At 39.4% G+C, this 852-nt stretch carries 1 tRNA gene and 2 rRNA genes; all 3 read right to left on the bottom strand.

Annotated elements, in window-relative coordinates:
* Positions 1–129 (bottom strand): 23S ribosomal RNA (locus L1D60_RS23390); the annotation flags it as partial.
* Positions 130–594: 465 nt separating this feature from the next.
* Positions 595–670 (bottom strand) — tRNA-Glu (locus L1D60_RS23385).
* 88 nt (positions 671–758) lie between these two features.
* Positions 759–852: ribosomal RNA gene (locus tag L1D60_RS23380) — 16S ribosomal RNA — on the bottom strand; the annotation flags it as partial.

Raw genomic sequence — 852 nt, 5'->3', positions numbered from 1 at the left:
GGTTTCCCCATTCGGAAATCCCAGACTCAAAAGGTTTTTACTACCTAATCTGGGCTTATCGCAAGTTAATACGTCCTTCATCGCCTCTGACTGCCAAGGCATCCACCGTGTACGCTTAGTCACTTAACCATACAACCCGAAGAGGTCTTATGTATGGCAACTAACCAAGGTTTTTGGTTGTAACAAGAAGGGTTARTTCTTATTACGTGTTTGCCGGACTCAATTTTTGCTCTTTATTTTCACTTTTAAAAAGTGAAGACAAAAAGCCAAGACACTTGAATGTGTTTGTGTTGTGTTTATCCAAAGGATAAACATTGAGAACTTTTAATTTGATTTAAATAACTNGTTCTTATTACGTGTTTGCCGGACTCAATTTTTGCTCTTTATTTTCACTTTTAAAAAGTGAAGACAAAAAGCCAAGACACTTGAATGTGTTTGTGTTGTGTTTATCCAAAGGATAAACATTGAGAACTTTTAATTTGATTTAAATAACTGTGTTATTTAAATCAGTCAGCTTTCCAAATTGTTAAAGAGCTAATCACTTCTTAATGAAGTAACCATTTTTAAAGACTCTCAAAGGAGAATACTTAAAGATGGTATCCCGTAGGGGAGTCGAACCCCTGTTACCGCCGTGAAAGGGCGGTGTCCTAGGCCTCTAGACGAACGGGACACTGCATGAAGATATTGGGATATCTTCGTCTCTTTTACTTTCTAAACCRTATCAATCTGTGTGGACACTTATCGTGAATATCTTCGYATAAGGAGGTGATCCAGCCCCAGGTTCCCCTAGGGCTACCTTGTTACGACTTCACCCCAGTCATGAACCACAAAGTGGTGAGCGTCCTCCCGAAG

It is taken from the genome of Vibrio sp. Isolate30, assembly GCF_022397975.1.
Classification (GTDB): Bacteria; Pseudomonadota; Gammaproteobacteria; order Enterobacterales; family Vibrionaceae; genus Vibrio; species Vibrio fortis.
Note: the sequence above shows the minus strand (reverse complement) of the source record. Positions and strands in the feature narration are given on the sequence as shown.